The 23841-nt window shown below is 52.6% G+C and carries 14 protein-coding genes; 4 read left to right on the plus strand and 10 right to left on the minus strand.

Annotated features, from left to right (window positions below; genetic code table 11):
- Positions 1-8 precede the first annotated feature (8 nt).
- From ACOZB4_RS02745 to ACOZB4_RS02755, 3 genes are all read right to left on the minus strand, one after another.
- On the minus strand, positions 9-12197 hold the full coding sequence (locus tag ACOZB4_RS02745; protein ID WP_379406140.1) for an amino acid adenylation domain-containing protein: 12189 nt from the start codon (positions 12195-12197) through the stop codon (positions 9-11).
- Positions 12198-12225: 28 nt separating this feature from the next.
- Positions 12226-12609 (minus strand): aspartate 1-decarboxylase, encoded by a 384-nt coding sequence (panD, locus tag ACOZB4_RS02750; protein WP_339264943.1) that lies wholly within the window; start codon positions 12607-12609, stop codon positions 12226-12228.
- 769 nt (positions 12610-13378) lie between these two features.
- Complete coding sequence (locus ACOZB4_RS02755; protein WP_379406139.1) at positions 13379-13903, minus strand: CueP family metal-binding protein; 525 nt, start codon at positions 13901-13903, stop codon at positions 13379-13381.
- Between the two features lie 261 nt (positions 13904-14164).
- On the opposite strand from ACOZB4_RS02755, the gene ACOZB4_RS02760 reads away from it, so the two are divergent.
- From ACOZB4_RS02760 to ACOZB4_RS02770, 3 genes are all read left to right on the plus strand, one after another.
- The gene (locus tag ACOZB4_RS02760) at positions 14165-14566 is read left to right on the plus strand and encodes a DUF1877 family protein (protein ID WP_379406138.1); all 402 of its coding nucleotides are present in this window, start codon (positions 14165-14167) and stop codon (positions 14564-14566) included.
- A 416-nt stretch (positions 14567-14982) separates the two neighbouring features.
- Positions 14983-15939, plus strand: coding sequence for an ABC transporter ATP-binding protein (locus tag ACOZB4_RS02765; RefSeq protein WP_379406137.1), 957 nt, complete (start codon positions 14983-14985; stop codon positions 15937-15939).
- A gap of 1 nt (position 15940) precedes the next feature.
- Positions 15941-16774 (plus strand): ABC transporter permease, encoded by an 834-nt coding sequence (locus ACOZB4_RS02770; RefSeq protein WP_379406136.1) that lies wholly within the window; start codon positions 15941-15943, stop codon positions 16772-16774.
- Positions 16775-16942: 168 nt separating this feature from the next.
- Here ACOZB4_RS02770 and ACOZB4_RS02775 read toward each other — a convergent pair whose 3' ends face one another.
- The 7 genes from ACOZB4_RS02775 to ACOZB4_RS02805 form a co-directional block, all read right to left on the minus strand.
- Entirely contained in the window at positions 16943-17869 is a 927-nt protein-coding gene (locus ACOZB4_RS02775; RefSeq protein ID WP_379406135.1) for a DUF2268 domain-containing protein, read from the minus strand.
- Between the two features lie 234 nt (positions 17870-18103).
- Entirely contained in the window at positions 18104-18235 is a 132-nt protein-coding gene (locus ACOZB4_RS02780; protein ID WP_379406134.1) for a hypothetical protein, read from the minus strand.
- Between the two features lie 6 nt (positions 18236-18241).
- The gene (locus ACOZB4_RS02785) at positions 18242-18616 is read right to left on the minus strand and encodes a cupredoxin domain-containing protein (RefSeq protein ID WP_422759465.1); all 375 of its coding nucleotides are present in this window, start codon (positions 18614-18616) and stop codon (positions 18242-18244) included.
- A gap of 58 nt (positions 18617-18674) precedes the next feature.
- A complete protein-coding gene (tatA, locus tag ACOZB4_RS02790) occupies positions 18675-18869 on the minus strand; it encodes a twin-arginine translocase TatA/TatE family subunit (protein ID WP_379406132.1) in 195 nt (64 codons plus the stop codon).
- A gap of 74 nt (positions 18870-18943) precedes the next feature.
- Positions 18944-20623: a GMC family oxidoreductase gene (locus tag ACOZB4_RS02795; protein ID WP_422759476.1), complete on the minus strand. Its 1680-nt coding sequence runs from the start codon at positions 20621-20623 to the stop codon at positions 18944-18946.
- Positions 20624-20690: 67 nt separating this feature from the next.
- A complete protein-coding gene (locus ACOZB4_RS02800; RefSeq protein ID WP_379406131.1) occupies positions 20691-21470 on the minus strand; it encodes a gluconate 2-dehydrogenase subunit 3 family protein in 780 nt (259 codons plus the stop codon).
- A 347-nt stretch (positions 21471-21817) separates the two neighbouring features.
- Positions 21818-22243, minus strand: a complete 426-nt coding sequence (locus ACOZB4_RS02805) for a DoxX family protein (RefSeq protein ID WP_076321417.1) — start codon at positions 22241-22243, stop codon at positions 21818-21820.
- Between the two features lie 405 nt (positions 22244-22648).
- Here ACOZB4_RS02805 and ACOZB4_RS02810 point away from each other — a divergent pair, with 405 nt between their 5' ends.
- Complete coding sequence (locus tag ACOZB4_RS02810; RefSeq protein WP_076321418.1) at positions 22649-23641, plus strand: lysylphosphatidylglycerol synthase domain-containing protein; 993 nt, start codon at positions 22649-22651, stop codon at positions 23639-23641.
- Positions 23642-23841 lie beyond the last annotated feature (200 nt).

Genomic DNA, 23841 nt, shown 5'->3' on the forward strand with positions numbered 1-23841 from the left:
GACCCATGCTACGTCCCCGATTCGGCGCTTCCTATTGCGACGCGATATTGCTCGACCACGCTTGACAGCAGCTCCAGATAAGCGGAAGCCCAATCCAGCACCACTTCCTTGCTGAGGCGCCGGGCGTCGTATGTCCATACCCCGCCAAGCTCTGGCACTTCCGCCCCTCGTGGTGCGGCGGCAGCACCACTCATATACAGCACAACATCGAATCGTTCCAATAGCGCCTCCCGCTCCTTGAACCCGTGCAACGCTGCTCCTGCAAATAACGGAAATAAGGCAAATCCGGCTTCGGCTTGCGGCTGCTTTCTGATTTGTCGCGGGGTATAACATTCTCCCGCGTTCACCCGTTTGGCAGCATGCCGCAGCAGCGTATCGAAATCGCGCACCTCCCCAAAGTCGATTTCCTTCGGAGCAATCAGCCCGTTGTCCGTCATTGCCGGAAGCACAAGCCGGCCCATGCCGGACTTGCCGCGCCAGAAGTATAGATATACGGCATACGCCGCGGCTTCGACCGTTACCGAGCGGGATGCCGCAAGTTCCGTAAGTCCTTCCGATACCATCGTGTCCAGTTGGAACTGAACGCTGCCGATACGCTCCGCGGCATAACCATTGCAGACGCAGTCATCTGCCACCAACAGACCGCTCCAGCTCCAACTGGCGAGCTCCCGATTTCTCGACTCCAGATAAGCCGCAAGCGATGCGATCGTCGGGTAGGTGAACAAATCCGTTACGCCCAGAGCGCCGGGATACAACTCCTCCAGCCGTTGATGAGCCCGCACCAGCAGCAGCGATTCTCCCCCAACATCGAAGAAACGATGATGGATGCCGAAGTCGTCCCTTTGCAGAATTTCATGCCATACGGTGGCAATCGCCAGTTCAATATCGCTTGCCGCTTCGACAAACGGAGTGGCGCTACCCGCGGCCAGCTCCGGCTCCGGCAGCGCCTTCCGGTCGATTTTGCCGTTTGGAGACAGGGGCATGGCTAGCAGTTCCACCACGGCCTGCGGAACCATATAATCCGGCAAGCGCAGCGCTGCAAAATCCCGCAGTTCCTGATGGTCCACAGGTTCGGAGCCAACGATGTACGCGCATAAATATTCGCTTCCGCTTGTGGCGTCCCGCTTCATAACCACCGCTTCCGAGACCGCCGGATGACCGAGCATCACATGCTCGATTTCCCCACATTCAATGCGCTGGCCCCTTATTTTTACCTGATGGTCGATTCGGCCCAAATATTCGATCGTTCCGTCAGGCAGCCATCTGGCAAGGTCTCCTGTCCGATACATCAGACTGCCCTCCGTAAACGGATTATCGACGAACTTTTCTTCCGTCAAATCGGGCCGGCCGATATAACCCCGCGCCAGACCCGCACCAGATATGCACAGTTCCCCGGCAATGCCGACAGGCTGGAGCTTCATCGATTCGCTCACGATATAAAGCGAGATGTTGTCGATCGGCTTGCCAATCGGTACATTGATCGAAATATCATTGATCGAAATATCGCCGTCAGAGCAATCGTAATAGGAAACGTCAACCGTCGCTTCGGTCGGGCCGTACAAGTTCACAAGCCTGGCATTGAACGGAACTCCGATTCGCTCGCGGAACCTCCGCACCTGATCCGCAGTCAGCGCTTCGCCGCTGGCGAACACGTGACGCAGGCTCTCCAGCCTGGCATCGCCGCGCAGCAAGCCGGGATGCTCCAAGAACAGGTGCAGCATGGACGGCACAAAATGCATCGTCGTTACGCCATGCCGCGCGATCGTATCCATCATAAGCGCGGGGTCCTTTTCGCCGCCCGGAGGCAGCAGGACCAGCTTGGCTCCCGCAAAGCTCCACCAGAACAGCTCCCAGACCGATACATCAAAAGTAATCGGCGTTTTCTGCATAACGACTCCGCTTGCGTCCAGTCCGTATTGCTTCTGCATCCAGCCGATCCGGTTGACGACGGAATGATGCTCGATCATGACGCCTTTCGGCTGTCCGGTCGATCCCGAAGTATACAGCACATAAGCAAGCGAACGTGAATCATGCAGCTTCTCCACAGGGAAGTCGTCCCGCTCCTGCGTCATCACCTCATGAACGTCCGTAAATGGCAGAGACGTCTCCAGCCCTTCTGGGGCTTTGCCCTTCGTCAAGACAAGCTTGGCTCCGGAATTATCCAGCATGTAGCGGATTCGATCGGGCGGCAAGCTCGGCGTAACAGGCACATAAGCTCCGCCCGCCTTCAGCACGCCAAAGATTGAAATCATCATCTCCAGACTGCGATCCATCACGACAGCCACGCGCTCCTCGCGCTTGACGCCTTGCTTTCTGAGCGTCTGCGCCATCTGGTTCGACCTCCGGTTTAATTCCGCATACGTCAATGCTCCGTTCTCCGCCGCAACCGCAACAGCCTGTGGCGTTTCCGCCGCTTGCCTTTCGAGGTAAACCTCTACCGTATCGCCGTTTGCATACGGCGCTGCCGTGCGATTGAACGCTTTGCTCTGCTTCTCTGCCTCTGCGGCGCCCTGCAGCCCGATCCCTCCGAGCGGTCGCCCCGGCTCCGCCAGTGCAAGGCCGACAATACGGAAATACCATTCCGCCATTCTGCGTATGCTGTCTTCCTTAAACAGCGCCGCCCTATATTCGATTGTCAAAGCTGCGCCTTTTGCGCCATGATCCGCAATCTCAAACGTCAAGTCCACCTTCGATACGCGAATGTCCGGAACTTGCACCTCAAATTGCAAGGCGTCCGCCGCCGTCTGTCCGGCCTCCATATGCTGCATCACAAATATCGTATCAAACAGCGGATTGCGGCTCAGGTCACGCGGCACATCCAGCATCGTCACCATATGCTCAAACGGGAGCAAGCTGTTGTCCAGCGCCGCAAGAACAATTTCTTTGAGCTGCTCGGCGAACGCTCTGAACGGCAGTTCGCCGGATGGCTGGCTTCGAATCGGCAGCGTATTGACAAACATGCCGACCAGAGACTCTGTTGCGGGATGGAAGCGGCCTGCGATCGGCGTGCCGACAATAAGATCGTCTTGCCCCGTCATCAGATGCAATAACGTATGGTAGGCGGTAAGCCATATATGGAATGGCGTAACGCTCCATTGCTCCGCCGCCGTTCCGATCCTCTCGGCAAACTCCGCCAGAATCGGCAGCGCAAGCTTGGCGCCTTCGAAACTTTGTTCGGGCGGACGCGGATAATCAGTCGGCAGTTGCAGCACAGGAAGCGTACCCGCTAGCCGGAACGCCCAAAATTGCTCTTGCTGCTTTCTCGCCTCCGAAGCCATCCACTCCTGCTGCCAAACGGCGGCATCCTTATAGTGAATGGGCAGCGGCTGCAAGGAGCCCCCGCGATACAGTTGCTCGAAATCGCGCGCCATCACATTCATGGACACGCCGTCGGCGACGATGTGGTGAATGTCCAGTAGCAGCGTATGCCGACTTTCGCCGTCTGTCGCGAGAAACGCCCGAATTAACGGAGCCTTTCGCAAATCGAACGGGCGGACGACCGCGCGCGCAAATGTATTCAAGTCCGCCGCATCCATCAAGGCATGGACGGTGAGTTCAAACGAAACCCGCTCATGGACATGCTGCACCGGCTTTCCGTCTGCCCAGTCAAAGCTGGTGCGCAGCGGTTCATGGCGGTCAATGAGCCCTTGAATCGCCTCGCGAAGCCTGTCCTGATCAAGCTTGCCCGTCAGGTTCAGAGCAAGCGGAAGATTGTAGGCCGTGCTGCCCTGATAAAGCTGCTGCAGCACAAACAGCCTGTTCTGCGCGAGCGACAACGGGTAGAACGATCGGCTTTCCGCCCGGGCAATAACCGCGGCCCGCTTAGGAGCCGCGTTGTCGATGCGGGCCGCCATTTCTTTCAGCAGGGGAGCGTCGAACACATCCTTCATCGCAAACGCCGCTCCATAATGCTGCTCGATCAAGCCCGCAAGCTGCGCGGCGCGCAAGGAATGGCCACCCAATTGAAAGAAATGGGCTTCTCTCCCGATCGCCACCGGGTTGTCCGACCCGCTTGCGGCCAGACCGAGCACCTCCCGCCAAAGCTCGGCCAGCCGCTCTTCCGTCAGTGTACCCGGTGCCTCGCCGCAAGCCGCCGACTCAGCGAACCGGGGCTGCGGCAGGCGACTGCGGTCGGTTTTGCCGCTCGGACTCAGCGGAAACGCTTCCATTGCAATAAAATACGAAGGAATCATATACTCCGGCAGCAGTTCCTTAAGTGCCGCCCGAAGGCTCGCTTCCTCCGGCGCCTCCCCTTCCGCTGTCACTAGATATGCGCAAAGAGCTCGCTCTCCCGCATGGTCCGTCACCGCCGTCACCACAGCATCGCGAACTTCCGCCTGTAAGAGCAGTGCGTGCTCGATCTCGCCGCATTCGATGCGGAGACCGCGCAGCTTGACCTGATGGTCAAAGCGTCCCAAATATTCAATATTACCGTCCGGTAGCCACCTTGCGCGATCGCCAGTACGGTACAGCTTCTCTCCTGCGGCAAACGGATTCGGAACAAAGCTTTGCTCCGTCAAATCCGGCCTGTTGCGATATCCGCGCGCAAGACCGGCACCCGCGATGCACAGCTCGCCGGACACGCCGATCGGCTGCGGTCTCATCCGCTCGTCCACAATGTAGAGCCGGATGTTATGGATTGGCTTGCCGATCGGAACCGCACCCGCCCCAGTGTCCGGGCAATCGTAATAGCTGACATCGACCGTCGCTTCCGTCGGGCCGTACAGATTAATGAGCCGGCATTGGCAGCCGCCGCGCTCCATCAGGGTGTAAAAACCTGCGACATGCGCGGGCTTGAGCGCTTCTCCGCTCGCAAATACATATCGCAGGGAACAAAGCTCGCCGCCTCTGCCGCTGTCCGCCGCATAGGGCAAAAAGACACCCAGCATGGACGGCACAAAATGCATAACCGTAATCGCCTGCTCCTCAATCGCGCGCAGCATGGAGGGCGGCTCCTTCTCCCCACCGGGCTCCAGCAAATAAAGCGAAGCGCCGGCAATGCTCCACCAGAACAGCTCCCATACGGAAACGTCGAACGTGATCGGCGTTTTTTGCAAAATAATGTCACGCTCATTCAGTGGATAAGTCGTCTGCATCCAGTTCAGCCGGTTGATCACCGCGCGGTGCTCCACCATAACGCCTTTGGGTTTGCCGGTGGAGCCTGACGTATAAATGACATACGCCAAATGCTCGGGGCCCGCTTGAGGCGGCAGGTCCGTTTCTTCTTCGCCCTTCGGCAGCTCCGATGCGGCAGCAGCCGCAAGCGTGTCCAGATCGAGCGTTTCTCCCTGGAAGGCCGGGAGCGTATGAATCCACTTGGCCCCCGCCAGAAGCAGCCTGGCCCCGCTATCCTCCAGAATGATGCGGATCCGCTCAGGCGGATGCTCCGGGTCGATCGGCAAATAGGCCCCTCCCGCCTTGAGCACCGCTATGATCGTAATCATCATGGACAACGAGCGCTGAGCGGCAATCGGCACAATCGTTTCGACTGCCACCCCCTTGCTTCTTAGCACGGCAGCCATGCGTTCGGCGCGGTCGTTCAGCTCCCCGTACGTCAGCGATCCTTCGGCAGACCGCACCGCCGTTCGACCCGGCCACCGCCGTGCGGACTCCGCGAACCATCCGTGAATCGTCTTCTCCGCCGGGTACGGATGTCCCGTATCATTCCATGCCGCAAAGGCGGCTTCTTCGGCAGGTGTCGCCATTGCGACGTCGCCACAGATCAGGTCGGGGCTGGCGGCCGTTTGCTCCAAAATGTAAAGCAGCCGTGCCGCCAACCACTCCATCGTTCCCTTATGGAACAATCCCGTATTATACTCCAGCTCCGCCCGCAGACCGCCTTCGCCATCGCTGTACAGATCGAGCTTAAAGTCCAGCTTGGATGTTCCGTGGCTGACGGGCAAAGGCTCCATGCTCCAGCCGTCGCCGCGCGCCGCCAGCTTCTCGTCTTCAAACTGGTTGTGAACGATCAGCATCGTATCGAACAGCGGGTTGCGCGACGGGTCAGGATACTGGGCCACTTCCATCATGTGCTCGAAGCTGACATCGCCATGCTCGTATGCGGCAAGCAAACGCCCATGGGTCTCGCCGACAAACGCCAAGATTGGCAGCTCGTCCGCCACCCGCATCCGAATCGGCAAAAACTGGTTGAACATGCCGATCATCCGGGCCGTGTCCGGGTGCGTCCGGCCTGCCGCTAAAGAACCAATTGCAAATTCCGACTGATGCGTCGTTCCCTTGAGCAACAGCGCGTAAGCCGCAAAAAGAAGGCTGTTCATGCTCGCTCCGGCGCTTGCGGCCGTCTCTTTCAGTCGTGCGGCGAGCACCGCCGAAATATGAAAGGTATACGTATCGCCCGCAAATGTCTGACGGTCGCCGCGCGGCCGATCCAGCGGCATATCGAGCGGCGCCGGCGGCCCTGCAAGCTGCTCCGTCCAAAACGCTCGGCTTGCCCTGGCCCGCTCCGAGCCGGACGGTCGCTCCTGCCAAACGGCATAATCCTTGTAATGCAGAGCCAAAGGCGCAAGTTCCGCGCCGTCGATCAAAGCGGTCAATTCCTCCAGCAGCAGCTTGACGGCTATGCCGTCCGCCGCGATATGGTGGATGTTGAGCAGCAGATAGGCCTCCGCTCCTTCCGATTCAGGCCGGCAATAACATGCGGCGAGCAGCGGCGCTGCGGCAAGCTCGAGCGGCCGGAAAAACTCGCTCAAGCATTCCGGCAGCAGCGTCCCCGTGAGCTCCGCCGTTTGAAGAACAAAATCGGCCGAATCGTGCACAATCTGGGCCGGAACGCCGTCAATCCAATGATAGGAGGTCCGCAGCGGCTCATGCCGTTCGATCAACTTCCGAAGCGCTGACGCGATTCTGGTCTCATCCACCACACCCGACAGTTTAAGAGCAAGTGGAATATGATAGGTTAGTCCGATATCAGCCATGCTTTCCGCCAAAAACATGCGGCGCTGCGGCGGGCTGAGCGGATAGGCAGCGGCTTTTGGCGCTTCTGAAATAGGTTCGTACGCTTCCTTAGCAGCCCTGTCGATCCAAGCCGCCTGCTCTCTGACCGTCGGCAGCTTGAAAATTTCCTGGAGCGACATGCGCACCCGGCAATGCTTGTAGATTGCCGAGGTCAATGCGGCCGCCTTCAGGGAATGGCCGCCATGTTCAAAGAAGTGGTCAAGCGCGCCAACCTGCCCCACATGAAGCACTTCTTGCCACAAACCTGCGACAATGATCTCCGTATCGGTGGCGGGCGCTTCATATGGGACTGCGTACGCCGCTGCGACCGCTGCTCGCTCCGGCGCAGGTAGACGTTTTTTGTCCACCTTGCCGCTCCCGTTCAGCGGCAGCTTCTCCAACTGCACAAACGCGGCTGGAATCATAAATGCCGGCAGCTTGCCTGTCAGTTGGCTCCGAACGCTTGCCTGCCCTTCGGTTTGCTCTGCCACGATATAAGCGCATAAATACGGCGCACCGTCATTCTCGATCAGCGCCACAAACGCTTCCTTAACGCCCGCGCAATCCAGCAGCCTGCATTCGATTTCGCCCAATTCAATCCGGTAACCCCGCAGCTTGACCTGACTGTCGATCCGGTCCAGAAACTCCAAATTTCCGTCAGGCAGGCGGCGCACCAGGTCGCCGGTTCCGTATACGGTTTCGCCTTCCCGGAATGGATGCGGCTGGAACTTCGAAGCGGTCTGCTCTGGCAGATTCACATAGCCAGATGCGACACCGTCACCCGCAATCCACAGCTCGCCTGGCACAAAGTCCGGCTGCAATCGACCCTGCTTACTCAGCACTAGCGTTTCCGAACGTGCAATCGGCGTGCCGATCGGCACGGTGGCCGTTCCTCGTCCGTCCCATGTCTCTGTGACCCTGTAGCAGGTAGCGAACACCGTCGTTTCCGTAGGGCCGTAGACATGCAGCAGCACGCCCGATCCAAGCGCGCGGAGCGCTTTGCGGATATGCGGTACGGAAGCCCGCTCTCCGCCAAATAAAATATGGCGCACGCCGCGCAGCGACTCCAGCCCATGATCGACCAGCGTATTGAACAGCGCCGTCGTCACAAAGAATACGGTAATGCCTCTGCCCTCAATCAGCTCGGTCAGTCGCACAACGTCAGCAACCTCTTCCTCTCCGACCAGCGTCAGCTTCGCGCCGTTCAACAGCGCTCCGTACAAATCGAACGTTGAACCGTCAAAGGCATAGTTGGAAAGCTGCAACAGCGCATCGTTTTCCGAAATGCTTACATAATCGGTATGGACAGCAATCCGGGACACATTGCGATGTGCGGTCATAATCCCTTTCGGCTTGCCCGTCGATCCGGACGTGTACATGATATAAGCGAGATCGTCTGCCGAGCCATCGAAGTCCAGATTATGGCCGGACTCGCCGTCCCATCTGGTATCGAGTCCATCCATCTCGACGACATCTATGCTGTCTCCGGCAAGCTGTGCGACCATCTCCATCATCGCAGCCGCAGTCACGATCATCCGCGCTTCTGTATCCTGCAGCATAAACAAAATCCGTTCTTCGGGATATTGCGGGTCAATCGGCACATAGACGGCTCCCGCTTTCAGCACAGCCAATATCGCCGTAATCATATCGGGCGAACGCAAGAGCAGCAGAGCCACCTTTGCCCCCGGCGCAACGCCGCGCCGTACAAGCGCGCGCGCGAACCGATTGGCACGTTCGTTCAGCTCGCCGTAGGTATACGCCCTCTCGCCCATTTCAACGGCAATCTTCTGCGGTGTCTCCACCGCTTGCCGTTCAAACAGCCTGTGCAGCGACAGCTCCTGCGGCGGTGCGGCGAATGAACGTCCACGCCGGAGCAGCCGTTCCCGCTCCCCTGCATCAATGGGATCAAGCTCACCAAGCGCCGCATGCGGCTGCGCGGCGACTGCCCGGGCCAGTGCTACATAATGCCGGGCCAATTGCGCGGCGGCCCGCTCATCGTACAAATCCAGCGCATACTCCAGCGTAAATGCGATACTAACGCCGTTATCCGCGCACTCCCAAGTCAGGTCAAACTTGGCCGAGCCGCTGTCCATCGCTTGGGGTGCATAAACGACATTCTTGCCCCTCCATTCGGGCAGCTCCATATTTTGCAGCGTAAACACCGAATCGAACAGCGGATTCCGCCCATATTCCCGTTTCACATTCGCCAACTCGGCTATTTCTTCATAAGGCACATCCCCATTGCCGATAGCCGCAAGCGCCTCCCCATTGACCTGCATCAGCCATTGATCGAAGCGCAAACCGCTTTGCCCGCGCAGGCGGATCGGAACCATGTTGACGAACATCCCGACTACGCTTTGCATCTCCGGCCGCACCCGTCTTGCGGCTGCTGTACCGACAACAATGTCGGATTCGCCCGTATATTTCGCCAGCAGCACATAATAAATCGAAAGCAGGACGGTGTATAATGTTACGCCCTCGCGTCTAGCTAACGCCCGCAGCGATAAGGCAAGCCCTGGCTCCAGCTCGAAGCGCTCAATTGCCCCGCGGTAGCTTGGCTTCTGCGGCCTTGGACGGGGGGACGGAAGCGCCGGAGACAGCACACCATCCCGAAAGATTTCATGCCAATAAAGCTTCTGACGCTCTAGCCAGCCGCCGCTTCGGCCCGTTTCCTCCCACAGCGCTATATCCCCGCCATGAATGGACAATGGCTCCGGCGCGTTCCCCTCATAAAACCTCGTAAGATCGGACATCAAAATGCCCATCGACGTTCCGTCCGTAATGATATGATGCATATCCAGCAGCAGCACGCTGGATTCGCGCTCCAGGCGCACAAGCTCCATCCGCAGCAGCGGCGCTTGCTCCAGATCAAACGGCTGCAGGAAGCTGCGCTGCCGCATCGTCAGCACAGACGCCGGCCAGCTGCTTCCGTCAACGACGGCAAGCGGAGGCTCAACCGCCTGCTCAATGCGCTGCATCACATTGCCATCTTCCATATAAAAGGACGTCCGCAGCGCCGGATGCCGCTCTATCAGCGCCTGCCACGCCGCGCGGAATCGTTCAATATCGAGCGGGCCCTTCACCTGGACCGCAAACGGCAGATTGTAGCCCAGCAGCCCCGGATTCAGCTCTTCCAAAATGAACAGTCGCTTTTGCGCCGAGGTCGCCGGATAAACCGTCCGCTCCTCTGCTTTGGACACCAGCGGAGGGACGGCGGCGGCTGTTCCTTCGCCCTCCTGGGCCTTTTGCTCCAGCAAAGCGGCCAGCGAACCCACCGTATCATGCAAAAACAGCTCGGTAAGGGTAAGCTCGACGCCAAACATCTCTTGCAGCCTGGCGGCGGCATAAGCCGCCTTGAGCGAATTGCCTCCTTGCTCGAGAAAGCGGTCCTTCCGGCCTATGGAATCCTTTTTCAACACCTCGCGCCAGATGGACATGATCCGCTCTTCCGTCTCCATGGCTGGCACCAAGCCGACATCCCCGCGCAAGGCATCGTCGCCTTCCGCATCACACCGCTTAAGCGTGGCCGCCGCTTCCAGCTCAGCCAACTCGGCAAGCGTTTCGGCAAACTCGCCTTCGCGCAGCGCTTCCGCTAATACGTAGCGCCTGATTTTGCCGGAGGTCGTTTTCGGAATTCGCCGAATGGGGACAACAAAAGCAACGTCCAGACCGGCCGATCTGTTCAGCAGTTTTTTCACCTCAGCCATCAGCGGTACAAATCCGCCGGTCTTGCCGCGATGTTGAATAAAAACGGCGATCGCATCCCGTTTGGTCGTTAGATCCTGAACGGCGGCAATTGCCGTTTTCCCGATTTCGGCCCCTTTCAGGCTACTGATCAACGTCTCCAGGTCATGCGGATACACATTTTGCCCGTTGACGAAAATGACGTCCTTCATGCGGCCCGTCACATATAAACGCCCTTCCAGCAAGAAACCCAAATCTCCCGTATTCAGCCAACCGTCCGGGAAAATCGTTTGCTTGTTTACATCGGGCCGCTTATAGTAGCCGCTTGTAACGTTGCGCCCTCTAATATGAATCAAGCCTACGCTGCCTGCTGCCGAAGGGTTTCCCGTTTCGTCACAAATGCGCACCTCGCACTCTTGTACGGGGAAACCCAGCTCGACGATCTCGATCGCGGCATGATCCCCGTGTGCGGCCATTCGTACAGGCTGTCCGACAGCGAGCGATTGGCGCTCAAGCAGGGCAGTATTCAGGTGATCTTCCGTCCCCGGGAACGTTACGGCCAGACTCGCTTCCGCAAGCCCGTATACCGGGAAAATGCAATTCCCCTTTAACCCGTACGGCTTCATCGCCTCCAGAAAATCGCGGCAATGGGCGGCCGATATCGGTTCGGCCCCGTTAAAAATCAACCTGACGCAAGATAAATCCCATGCCGCCGCCCCTTCCGGCTTCCAATGCTGCAGAAAATGTACATAGCCGAAATTCGGCGAAGAGAGGCATGTCACCCGATGCTTATGCGTAAGTTCCAGCCATTTCATCGGATGAAGCACAAACGTCGAGGTTGGCAAGTGCAACTGATTCATGCCGCAAAACAGCGGCGAAAGATGAAAGCCGATGAGCCCCATATCATGCGTTAATGGCAGCCAGCTTAGCGAAGAATCCCTCTCCGTCGACTGCGCCCCAAGGATAATGGCGCGCATGTTCGACAGAATATTGCCGTGCGTTAATACGACCCCCTTCGGATCTCCGGTAGAACCTGATGTAAACTGGATGAATGCGGTGTCCGTCTCGGCAGCGTCATATGACTCAGCCTCGGGCCGAACTGCATCCGCAGCCGCTGCAAATATCTCAGCAACCGGCACGCTGCCGGACTCGAGCTGGGCCAGCGCCTCCGCCTCCCCGTGCTTCAAAGCGTAGCCTTGAATTCCCGGCCAAAGCTCTTCATCACAGAGCAATCTTGGAGCTTCCAACTGCTTGCATACCTGGATCAGCTTTTTGTGTCCTTCGTCCGTACGCGCCGCCGTCACAGGTACAGGGATAATGCCGCCGAGCACGCAAGCCCAGAATAGAAGGATAAACCGTTCGTTATCTTCCGTCTGCATAACGGCAAAGTCGCCTGGCTCAAGGCCCTGCTCGCGCAGCAGATGGAGCGCCCTTCCGGCCAATACAAGTAATTGGCCATACGACAAGTAACGCTCCTGACCGCTTTCGCAAAATAAAATTCCCGCATCGTTTTCCTTGCGCGCCAGCAATACGCCGGACAAATTACGGATGGTTCTCATAGTCGGCAGCCCTCCGTTCTGTCTTTTATTACACCGTTGTGGAATGCAGTTCTTGATAATCCTCCGTTACGATGCGGTTATGCTCGTCCAAAATGACGACATGCGGACGATACGTCCGGGCTACCGATTCCTCCATCATTGCATAAGAAATAATAATGACGCGGTCGCCCGGCTGCACCAGTCTGGCAGCGGCGCCGTTCAAGCAAACCATACCCGAGCCTCTGGGGCCTGTTATGACATACGTCTCCAGCCTGGCTCCGTTATTTATATTGACAACTTGCACTTTTTCGTTCTCCAGGATGTCCGATGCATCCAAAATATCCTGATCGATGGTTATGCTTCCCACGTAATTCAAATTGGCCTCCGTCACGACAGCACGGTGAATTTTGGACTTATGCATCTCTCTAAACATGAATACACTCTCCTTGTGGAGTAGTCTTTGGAAAAATAAAACTTACTAACTTCTTTATAACGAACGTTATTTGCCAACTATTCTTTTTTAATGAACATTCAGAGTGCAAACAAACCTACATTGTTTCTCTGTCTTAACGAAAAAGAACAATCTGGAGCAATCAAGCCGTTCAAAAAAGAAATTCTGCGGCAAATTTGTGCCAATGTGGCGGTTTCGTACGGAATAAGCAAGTTCATGCTTATGTGTGGGATCATGCTGAGTGGGTTATTTCATGCCATTGTGAGGGGATCATGTTGACTGGCAGCTCATGCTTTTTGTGTGGAATATTGCTGATGGGCATGCTCATGCTATTGGAGAGAGAGTCATGCTAATTAGGCAGGTTAATACTTTGTGCGGGTTCCAGTTGATTGAATATCTTGACAGCAGAAACAAAAAAACGTGGCTTGTACTTACATCGCAGCAACTCATCATACAGGCAGTTCAGTACTGCGCAGGGGAGGAAATCATGCCGTGTAACCGGGTGTAGCGGTAATGGACTAAAGTGTTGCTGCGCAATAACTTTTCTCGAATCTCTTACAACCTACCCTTATAGTAGTGCTAAACCTTCACTTGTGATAGGGAGATAATCTTTCAACAGAGGGGTAAATTCTTTTACTTTTTTGAGCATTCCTACCATAAATTAAGAGCCCTATGAAAAAGTTCCTGATTCCACCTATACCCATAAAATAAAAAAAGCCCGAACGATCAGGCTTTAATGCTTTATTGTGTGTTATGTTAGTTGCATCGTTGTGATACAAGTATTGTCATCTTTAAAAGTAGCGATTTCAGATTCTACTGTTTTGCCATCATACTCAATTTTCACTTGATATGTCCGATCTCGCGGTAACCATAGATCAATAAAACCATTCTTTAAAGAAGTAATGTTTTCATCCATCACCACATTACCTTCTTCATCCCGAATAAGCACATCGAAGTTTTTTTCTACTAATTCGCCTTGGCACCCTGTTAAATTGTGGATAGCACATTCATGTGTGTATTCAACAAACGGTGCAATCGAAACAAAAAATTCGTTCTCTGGAAGGTCAAAAGAAGTCTTTTTACCATTATCAGTCACAATTAGTTCATGTGATGTAATAGATGCAGTTACATCCTCAAAGGTACCAACACTATACGCATGGACTTTTTCTTTAATTTCCTGTATCCCCACTTCATTCGATACACTATTATCGTTGTTACAAGCTACTGACACAAGACTTAGTAATAAAACCGAAGCTATGAGCAAACCCTTTTTCATTATTCCACTCCCTTTTTCTTGTCATATTGAAAGGCCAAACTTTTTTGATTGTATCACATTTCTACTTAAGTAATCGGTGCTCAATTTCACACCATTTCCTCCTCCTTATCCTAATTATAGATAGAGGCAGCACCCTTAAACTTTACTTTAAACACTTACATTTGACGATTATATCCAAAATTCCTTGAAATACACAATTTCCGGGTGTTACATTTAGATAGTTCAGTAGAGTCACTACTAAAATTGGAGAAGGGTGACAACATGGGGATGTACGGGTATTACTTTGCTATTGATGACAAACTGGTGCAGCAAATCGCTATCGGCGAAATTGCATTGGAGAATTTGAAAATAGAGGATTATCCCGGACTGGATATTGATAGATCCTGGGAGGCGATTCACTACTTGCTTTGTGGAGATATAGTCGAAGGTGAGCCCCCTCTTAGCTATGTTGTTCCAATGACGACAGAGCGAGGCATCGACTTTGGATCATGCGGTGCGTTTTTCTTGCGTGCAGAGCAAGTTGCACAAGCGCTTCAGATTATTTCTGAGCTGAACGAAGCGCAGCTCCGCTTGCGATATGATTTTCCGACCATGATCAAGGACGAGGTATATCCTCTTGAGCCTGGCATGGTTCTACATTTTCTGAATCCAATCTTATCGTAAGCGTAACAAAAACCATTACAGGCTCCTCATGGGTTTCCTCCCCTAACTTCATATGCTCACAATCAATTCGTGATTTTGTCCAGCTTTTCGTTTTCTTCCGCTCTAAGCATGAACTCCGCGTTCACTATCATCACCCGCTTTTTCGCGGAATGGCGTTACATATATCTTGTGATTGTAATATTGGAATCGGGAGCTCAGCATGCCTTCTCCGTCTTGAGACAGAGACGAAAACCATTCTGTCGCCCGTCACTCCTTGGCAGAGCAATACGGTATCTTAATATTAACGCCTGCTCATATACCGGTAAGGATACTTAGGCACTAGCTCAACCACAGCATTGATCAGTCAAAGAATACATACTCTCACGGGGTTCAGACACGAAGCAGCAAAACCATAGTACGAGCAGAAAGGGGCAAGAATGATGAGGCTGATCTATCAATTAGAGCATGTGAATAAAACGTACAAAAAAGGAAAGGTTATCGCCAATCAAAACATAAGCTTCGACGTTCAACAAGGGGAGATTCTCGGTTTGCTCGGTCCGAATGGAGCAGGAAAATCCACGCTAATCAAGCAGATGGTAGGCCACCTTGCTCCCACCTCAGGTTCGGTACGTTATAAAGGAACCAGCGTACAAACCCAAACCAAGCGAGTTGCTCAGGAGGTGGCCTACTACTCGCAAGAGCCTCACGCCCTGACCAGTTTAAAAACCTGGGAAGCTTTGTATTTTACGGGAAGATTGCGGGGGTTGACGAAGGAGTCTGCCGTAATCCAAACAGAGGAATTGTTGGAACGTTTTGGAATGCAGGGCCTCCGTCATAAGCTGTTGAAAAACGTTTCTGGCGGACAGAAGCGTTTAATCGGGATTGGTACTTGCTTGATCGGCTTTTCCCCCGTCATGATCCTGGATGAACCGACCAATGAACTGGACCCTAAAAAGAGAAGGCTCGTATGGGATCTGATTCAGGAACGCAATCGCCAAGGAGTAACCGTAATCTTGGTGACACACAACGTGCTGGAGGCCGAACAGGTCGTAGACAGAGTAGCTGTTGTAAATCACGGCAAGCTATTGGCCATCGATCATGTCAGTGTCTTAAAACAAAGGGTCGATCAGCGGATGAAGCTGGAAATTACGACTTCCTTAGGCGAGAGCGATTATGTTTGCCGAAGCTTAAGCGCGCTGGGACAGTGGACCAAAACAGGAGAAAACCGAATCCGGACACTGATTGAGAAGCAAGATGCCAGCCACGCGATTGACGTCTTGACTGAGCAGCAGTTACCGATCGAAGAGTATTCATTGGTCCCTCCGAATCTTGAGGATGTCTATTTCCATATCGATGACGAACAGGATCAGCCTGCCAAAACGGAGGTGGTCTAACATGGAACAGATGAAACCATCCATGCAAAGTCATGACTTGCAACTGCAAGAAGCGGTCTTTCTCCAAGGGCACCAGCAGCAGAGCATAATCCAACGCAGAATGACGGAATGGCTGATCCTGGCCCGCATTCAATTCACGATTATCCGCGAGGCATGGGTTTGGATTTTCATCATGGCATGCATGTTTCCTTTAACGACGCTGTTGTTTCTCAAATTCTTTACGGTCGACCCAACGCCGGCTGTCATGACCCGTATTATTACAGGAAATATGCTCTTCGGCTTAATCGTCATGGGCCTCAATTCCATGGCTCAGGAGATATCTTGGCAGAAGCATCAAGGCCACTTCACGTACTATTCGTCCCTGCCGATTGCCAAGGTAAACTTCATCTTCGCCAATCTGCTGCGCGGCTTGATCATGTGCGTACCGTCTTTTATTATCCTGGCGATGATTGGTCAACTTGCTTACGGCATTCAATTCCACTACAGCTGGGGACTTGTCCCTGTATTGCTGCTCACCGTCTTTAGCGTGGTTGGCGCGGGTGTACTGATCGGCTTCTGGTCGCCTAGCCATCAATTGACGAATATGCTGGTCCAGGCGTTGATGATGTTCATCTCGTTTTTGACGCCTGTCATGGTGGATATGGATCAATTGCCTGTGATCTTGCAATGGTTCTCTTATATCTTCCCAACCACTTACGCAGCTGAGGCCATGCGGGAGGTGCTGATATCGGGTTGGTCCGGGTCTGTTGCCTGGAACTCGCTTGTACTCTTGCTTTTCTCGCTGATCTCCATCGTATTGATCTTGAAAAAGGTAGATTGGCGTGTTGAGAAGTAGAGAAAAGTTCTGTCCCTATGCCTCGATTATTCAATGGAAGGTCCCTTCCCCTCCTTATCCGCTTTAGTGCGCAGTTCATTTTTTCCGAAAAAACGAGAAGGCAGCTGATCACATTGATCGGCTGCCTTCTTATTTTGATTAAGCTACCGTTCCCCGTAAGCTTAATCATTAATAACTAATAATGGTTTCTTCATTCCAAAATTCTTTTACCTCGTCTAGTATTTGAGCAGCAGGTGTTATTGTGGCCTCGAAAATCGTTCTTCCTGTTTTTCTTAAATAATATTGGATTAAATGATATCCGCAAGCGTATCCGGCACTATAAGGCATGTTAACCGGTGTAAAGTTTTGAAGTTTTGCAATCTCGTCACCGTAAAGATACGGAGCAAATTGATCAAACCCAGTTAATTGCAATTGCTCTCTAAGCACAGGCTTTATGCGCCTGTTCAGTGTTTCTGCATTTGTCTTCGTTACCCAAGGGCCGAGCAATTCTTCTCCAAACATGAACGTAGCATAGTTTTCAGCTAATCCTTCACTTACAATCAGCTCGCCCAGATTAACCGTGTGATCCCACTGAATAAATTGATATCGCACATTATGGTTGCATTCGTGCGCCAGCGCAGCCTTCATTCGAGGAATCGTGTACTCATTTGGCAAGAGTGTAACCCAGATAAACCCAGGAATGCCCCCAAAGCCGCTATATCCTTCGTTTATTGCTAAGGCACCGTTTTCCGGATTCCCTAGTTGAATGGTAAACAAATAATCGGACACGGGGAGGTTAATTTCATGCTCTACAAATAGATGCAGGCTTTTCTTCACAGCATGCTCACACTCTAACCAAAATGATTCGGACGAAATCAGCTCGATCTCTGCCGAAATCTGAGGGGTAATCTGATCAGGGGATCGATGCATCATACTATTAAACGTAATAACGTCAAAACCATTCGCCTCTTCAGCTTTAAAAGGAATCTGTTGAATTTGCCATTGTTTCATAAAGGGAGCCATCATTTCGTTTCTGAATAATTCAAGCTTTTCCTCGGATGAAGCTTGGGCAACTTTTTGATAAATATGATCTGAACGCAGTGATTTTATATTCATTTCTCTCACTCCTAGTTATGTATTCATAGAGAACTATGCACTATGACCTAACGTCATAGTCAAGAACTTATTATCTTCTAACATGAATCCAACCACAGTCCTGAGCGTGGACGATTTATTGAATAATACACAAACATTATATTTGAAAAGAAGACAACGATGATATGTCGACTATAGATATATTCATTTATTATCTCTTCCTAAAAACTATCATGTCATCGATTCAGACAATTCTCATAGATTGCTGAATTCACAATATGCAAAAAAAGCGCCGCCAGCGCGAACCTTTACGGTCCGGCTGGTCAACGCTTTCTTGATCTGCCTCCCGCAGTCATCCAGGCGGCAATCCGGCGGTCTCAACCACATACATATTTATTCAACAATCAAGGTCCCCTTCATATCGCTGTGACCGGCTCCGCACATGACGGAGCAGTGGAATTCATGCTCACCAACTTGATCGGCGGTAAATTCGGCCGAGCCAGGCTGCTGCAGGTCAACGTTGAAATCGGGAATGGCCAGGCCGTGATTTCCATCTTTGTTCTCCAGCGTAATTTTGACTTTTTCGCCCTTTTTGACTTTAATCTCGGTAGGCTCGAACTTAAAGTTTGACGCCGTCACCTTAATTTCTTTTACACCATCCGATCCGCCTGAAGACGAGGACTCGTCCGACGAGCTGCCGCCGCCTCCGCATGCGCTCAGCACCACAACCAGCAGCAAGGTAAGTCCAATCAACATCCATTTTTTCATGTCAAATCCCTCCAGATAAAATAATTAAGTTGCCATCTTCGAACCAAACAAACCATTCCTAGTGATCTTCCTGGCGGCGCCCTGCGTCCTGCTTCTCTTCGTCCTCTTCCGTCAGATGACGAGCGGAGCTGCGGAATTCGTGAAGTGTCGCTCCCACCGCCCTGCCAAGCTGAGGCAGCTTGGACGGTCCGAACAGCAGCAGGGCGAGCAGCAGCAACAGCAGCAGCCCCGGTATTCCAATCGTCGAAAGCATAGCCGATCCCTCCCTTCCCATGAAGTCTCATGAAGTAGCATGTTAATCGCATAAGCATGGAAGGCCTTGCCCGTTCAGACAAGCATGCCTCCCTGTTTCAAATATTTCTGGATCCCTTCCGCCGCCCTGTAGGAGAGCGCGCCGACGGTATCGGTCGGATTGTATCCACTATTATGCGGGAATGCCGAAGCACCCACCACAAACACATTTTCCGCTTCCCACATCTGCAGGTAACTGTTCACGGCCGACGTTTCCGGGTCCGCTCCCATAATGACACCTCCGGTATTGTGGGTGGACTGGTAAGGAACGATATTATACGGGTCCAGCTTGTCCTTGATCTCCACATGGGAAGGCCCCATTTCCTTCATAACCTCGCCCGCCTTGGCTGCCAGAAACTTCGTCAGCTCTCGGTCCTGATCTTCGAAATCAAACGTAATCCGCAGCAGCGGTTTGCCGTAAATGTCCTTATAAGTCGGATCCAGATCCAGGTAATGGTGCTTCCAGGGCAGGCTAGCCCCTTGCGTCGCCACAGTCAGCACCCGGTTGGCATACTTAAGTGTGGTCTCCTTCCACTTCTTGCCCCAGGTCGGCGTACCCTGCGGCGCCGGATTGTTCTCGATCGGACGTAGGCCGTTCTGGCTGATCCGGATTCCAGCCCCGTGCAGAAACTTCAAATCGGAATGGTCGAAATTATCCCCGTTGAAGTCGTCGAACTCCATCCCGAGCGCCCCGGCGCCCATGAACGTGCTGAACTCTTCGTCATCGTAAAAGCCGACCGCATGTCCGGAGTTGACCTGATACGCATAATTTCGGCCGATGGTCCCCCGTCCGGTCTTCCGGTTGTAAGGCGTCCCGAGCTTGGAGTTCAACAGCAGGCGCGCATTGTTCAGCATGAAGCTGCCGAGAACGACCACGTCCGCCGGCTGGGTCACCTCTTCCCCGGTCACTGTGTTGATGTACACCACGCCGGTCGCTTTTTTGCCGTCATGGAGAATTTCGGTCACGTTCGAGAAGGTGCGCACCTCCAGCTTGCCGGTGGCCATCGCCGTCGGAATGACGGTAACGACAGGATCCGCCTTGGCACCGTACTCGCAGCCGAACCGCTCACAAAATCCGCAGTACTGGCAGGCTGCCCGGGATATGCCGTCGGGATTTTTGTAGTTCTCGCTCAGGTTTGCCGAAGGGATCATGTACGGATGGTATCCGAGTTTCTTCGACGCCTCTTCGAACCGCTGCAAAATCGGCGTTTTCTTCATCGGCGGGGTCGGAAACGGATTGGACCGTTTGCCAAGCATCGGATTGGCTTCCGATTCCCCCGAAATGCCGGCTACCTGCTCAAACTTGTCGTAGTACGGTTCGATTTCGTCATACGTAATTCCCCAGTCCTGCAGCTGCATGCCCTCGGGAATTTTGCCTTTTCCATACCGTTCCACCGTCTGGTTGTAGATTTCAAAGTCATACGGCAGGAAACGGTGCGTCTGCCCGTTCCAGTGCGATCCGGCACCGCCGAGCCCGTCTCCCAGCAGAAAGGAGCCATAGCTGCGCATCGGCAGCGCCCTCATTGACTCCGAATTGCGGAAGGTGATCGTTTCCTTGGATAGATCCTGCATCAGTTCAAAACGCCGCGCGTACCGGAGCTCGTCATGATCCATGAAATAATCCTCTGTGCTTCGGCTCTTTCCGCGCTCCAATCCGACTACCTGGATGCCCGCTTTGGTCAGTTCGGCCGCAATAATGCCGCCGACCCAACCCATTCCAACAATAACCACTGGTACTTTAGGTAATTTGCCCACGTCTGATGTCCCCTTATATCTGTGAAATTTATTCGCTCATGTGAGCCTGCAGGCTCTTCGGCTTCATCTGAACCAGCCCTTCCTTCGTAATCTGCTGGGCATAACTCATCTGGTTGCCCGGAAAATTCCGCATCTTCCACCCGTTCATATTCCGGTTGCCGCCATAGAGCGGATCCGCGTAGACCCCTTCGATCGTCAAATTTCTCAGCATCTTGAAGAAACTGCTGCTCGTCACCCCACGCATGGGAAATTTATCCTCCTTTTCCATGGCGGTCAGCACTTCATCCTGCTGCTGAACCTCAAGTTCCGTAAAAACCTTTTTATATTTTTGCTGGCAGTAACTCTTAAGTCCCTCCAGACCCAACGTGAACATTTCGTTGCGTTTCAGGCGCGACTGCTCTCCCTGCGTTGCCTGGGCTTGGACAAAAGGACCCATCATATAGTCCCGCGCATTATATCCCCAAGGACCTGCAAGCTGATGATCAATAAAAAAGGCTACGCCCAGCGCCTTGGCTCCAGGGCCGTTCTCATCTTCGGGATAAATCCGTTCGACCGCCGCTTCGGTCATTTTAAACTGCTCCTGATTAAAGAACATTAGCGCATCCTGCAACGAAGCTTCCGGCTTGCTGCTGGCCGGTGCGGGGGAGTTGTTTTTCTCAAGATTGTCCGTCAGGACACCCCCGAACACGCTGCCAACGATCAGACCGCCCAGCGTCATACCCGAGGCTTTCAAAAAATTCCGCCGGGATTCATCCGGTTGTTCTGACCGGGCCGGCTTGCTGTTCTTTCCCAATTTCAGTCCTGGCAATATGATCCCTCCAATTGTGATATTGTGGATACAATAATAAAGACCACTTTGAATCAGTTACCCAAAATTTATCTTTTTAAAAAGCAACATTTGTCATCAATCGTCGAAATGCAACTAAGTTCCTAGTAAGAGACCCCGACGCTTGCGTTAGCCTCGCCCAGCTTTTTCATAAAGGAACGACGCCCGCAGCGCCAGCCCTATTTACGTCTATGATAAGAATAGAGCGCCTTGCTGCCTGCTTTTTTGGAAACAAAAAAGAGCCCCCCGGTTTTCTACCGAAGGACTGACATGACCACTGATTCAACCATGTGGTAACATCGCAATATTCAAAATGTTGCAATTGTATTTTAGTGTAAGCGGCTCTTTGCCGGTCGTAGAGCCCACGAAAAGATATTTAGTGCAGCATATGAAAGCGGAAGGATAAGATTAAAACCGTAATCACCATAATCGTTAGCAAATGCATGAGACAATGCCGCACCCGTCATCAAAAAGAAGATTCCTGCGTGAACCCATTCTTTAAGTCGAGGTAAACCTGGCACGACGAGAGTGATGGCTCCAAGCACTTTCCATATCCCGAGAATAGTCAATATGTATAATGGGTAGCCCAGATTCGTAACTAAATCGAGGTTGCCTCCAAATTGCATCAGTTGTCCGATACCACTTAGCATAATAGCTGCTGCGAGTAGTAATGTGACTGACCAATAAGCAACCATTTTTCCGTGGGGCTGGGTATTTACTTTCATGGTCGTTTCCACACCGATCATCTTACTCATTTGTTTCCCTCCTCATTTCTATTAATTACAAAAACGAGTCCCGTTCCAATTCCTAAAACGATAAAGCTGTCTTTTTCCTCTAGCGTATAATTTGCCATATTCAATCCCTTCCTTTCTTAGAGTTTTCAATGATTTGTCATTTCGCTTGATGGGTAAATAATAACTTTAAATTATGTCAAAAAATGATACTGTTTTAGGGGAATCGTATCAGCAAATTTAAAAACCAGAAAAACGCTGCTTAAAAGCGGCTATTCAAATAGCGTGATGACCTTAGTTAAGTTTCGGTGTACCCCATTTGCTTTAAAAGAAAAGTATGAATTGATAATTGATACTTAGCTTCGGATTTTAAATGAGAGTCCTTATGGGCATACTAGATATACGATAAACGTAAGGGGAAGAATGCAAATGGCAAAGGTGAAAAAGCAGTTTGCACGATTGGGGAAATTAAAACTCATCTCAACATTATATCGCATGAAAATTGTGAAGATCTTGATTCCTATGATCATCCTCGGAATGATTGTTTGGGCGGGAAAGTCTGAGCTGGGCCGGATTGACTGGGCTGCCACGCTGGATATCCTTAAGCATCTTGACCCTACACGAATCTTCCTTCTATTGTCTCTATCCCTAGTCGCAGTCGCATCGGTTAGCGTCTATGAGTTTTTGCTTCGGCATCATTTCAAGCTTCCTCTCGGGATTTGGGCGACTTTCCGCTATGCATGGATTGCTAACACGTCAAACAATGTTATAGGATTTGCCGGGATCGTTGGTGCCGCGCTTCGTACCTTTCTATACCGAGGGCGAGGAGTTTCGATACCAACCATAACAGCTTGTATTGCCTTTCTGGCTACTATTACAATTACGGGAGTTTCGCTGCTGGCTTGGGGGGATTTGACCGGGCTGTTTCCGATCGATGCGGTGATTCAATCTCATCGCTGGACCTTGTATGCCGTCTGGGCGATCGCGCTTTATCTGCCGGGGTACCTGCTCTTTCAGCGGACTCCCTTCTATAGCAAATGGCTGAACCGCAATCTGCCCCAGATGAATCTGTCCATAATCGTTGCAGCTGTAGGTGTCTCTGTCGTGGAGTGGCTATTAGCAGGCGTTGCCTTCTGGGCGATTGCGGCGACTCTACTTCCGGAATTTCCTCTTCGAACGGCATTAGGCATTTATACCGTCGCCGTAGCGACTGGTCTTGTCAGTATGACACCTGGCGGCATTGGCGGTTTTGATCTCATTACCCTGCTTGGTCTTCAGGCCCTTGGATACCCTCCTGAAACAAACGCTGCGGTTCTTGTATTATTTCGTTTGATGTACTATTTGATCCCTTGGCTCATTGGACTGGTAATGGGAGGCATTGAGTTTGCACTAGGTCGATACCGTACCCAGTTTGATGTATAAACTTCCGGAAATACTGGTTACCCGCCGTCAAGGATTTGACACCGTATCAGCCAAATAATATCTCAATGAGGTACCGTTCTTACTTCTGCATTGCCCTAATCCAATAATGTTATTTGTGATAGGGGTCTCCGCCTGACTGTATCTGTAAAATTTTAGGGCCATCCTTTTGTGGGATGGCCCTCTCTTTTTTCTCACTTGGT

Source organism: Paenibacillus sp. NPDC058898 (assembly GCF_049316025.1).
In the GTDB taxonomy this organism is placed as follows: Bacteria; Bacillota; Bacilli; order Paenibacillales; family Paenibacillaceae; genus Paenibacillus_AQ.